This is a genomic window from Arthrobacter silviterrae (assembly GCF_011045165.1).
Classification (GTDB): domain Bacteria; phylum Actinomycetota; class Actinomycetes; order Actinomycetales; family Micrococcaceae; genus Specibacter; species Specibacter silviterrae.
On sequence record NZ_JAAKZI010000093.1, the window covers coordinates 1 to 964 of the forward strand.

General features: G+C 52.5%; 2 protein-coding genes. One reads left to right on the forward strand and one right to left on the reverse strand.

The window, feature by feature from the left end; translation table 11 throughout:
- Positions 1-109: 109 nt before the first annotated feature.
- Positions 110-601 (forward strand): hypothetical protein, encoded by a 492-nt coding sequence (locus G6N77_RS19540; RefSeq protein ID WP_165183837.1) that lies wholly within the window; start codon positions 110-112, stop codon positions 599-601.
- A 161-nt stretch (positions 602-762) separates the two neighbouring features.
- On the opposite strand, the gene G6N77_RS19545 is transcribed toward G6N77_RS19540, so the two are convergent.
- Positions 763-964 (reverse strand): hypothetical protein (locus tag G6N77_RS19545; RefSeq protein ID WP_165183838.1); only part of this gene is annotated, 202 nt, incomplete at its 5' end.

Here is a 964-nt window from a genome sequence, read left to right on the forward strand (position 1 = left end):
AGATGTGATTGAAATAACTGTCAGGTTGTGAATATTCCTCCGTTCCCGTTGTCAATGACCTTGTCAAACATCAAACTTGCGCGTGCCTCTTCGATAAAGGAATATTTAGATGAATCTCAAACCACTAAAGCGATGTGCAACGACAGTTCTGATCATGGCGACATTTATCTGCGGGGGTGTGTTGGCTGCACCTTCAGCTAGTGCCGCCGTGGGTTGCCGAAATTCAACCTGTTATAACAAAAATCCCGAAATTTATGGTTGTGGAGCAGACGCATACACCATCGGATACGCATACGCATCCATCCCGGGAGCACGGTATGAAGCGCGCTATTCACTCGCGTGCAATGCCATGTGGATACGTAGCCTAAATACTCGATTTGATGAATATCCGCAAAGTGTAGGAATGATGACATATGGCCCTAAGGTTGGACAGAATCAATTTCGACTAATCGAATGGTCACTGGATGATGTCTTCTACGCTGCTGGCTACACCATGATGATTCCATGGGGATCTTCAGGGCTCGGTTCAATTTGGGTTGCGAACAGCGGAGGGGCGCCCGCCAGCACCTCGGGATACCTGAACAATGTAAGGGTGGGTTAATTGCCCCACTGCAATCCCAGGACTCCGGATATTGCGTGATGGCTGGTTTGGTAGTTCCTTGATTTTCCGGGGATTCTGGTGGCTCGTGGGCCATGCTTTCCCATGTCAAGATGCTCGCGAAATGGTTCCTGCGGGCCTCGTCCATTGTGCTCGCGTAAGTATCATGCTGCGTGGGGTGATTGGGAGTTGGTCTTGGCGGCGGCCAGGTGGATGAGGTGTTGCTGGATCTCGTTGATCCTGTTCGTCTGCCCGGCCAGGTCGAGTATGTCGTAGAGCTCGTCCATGTGCCGGCGTTGGGGTTCGAGCATGATCCCGGTGTCTTTGATCCGCTGGGCGGGGGTGCGGCGCGCGTCGTAGGTCCGG

Coding starts and splice junctions, on each gene's coding strand:
- G6N77_RS19540 (WP_165183837.1), top strand. CDS start 110: ATGAATCTCAAACCACTAAAGCGATGTGCAACGACAGTTCTGATCATG.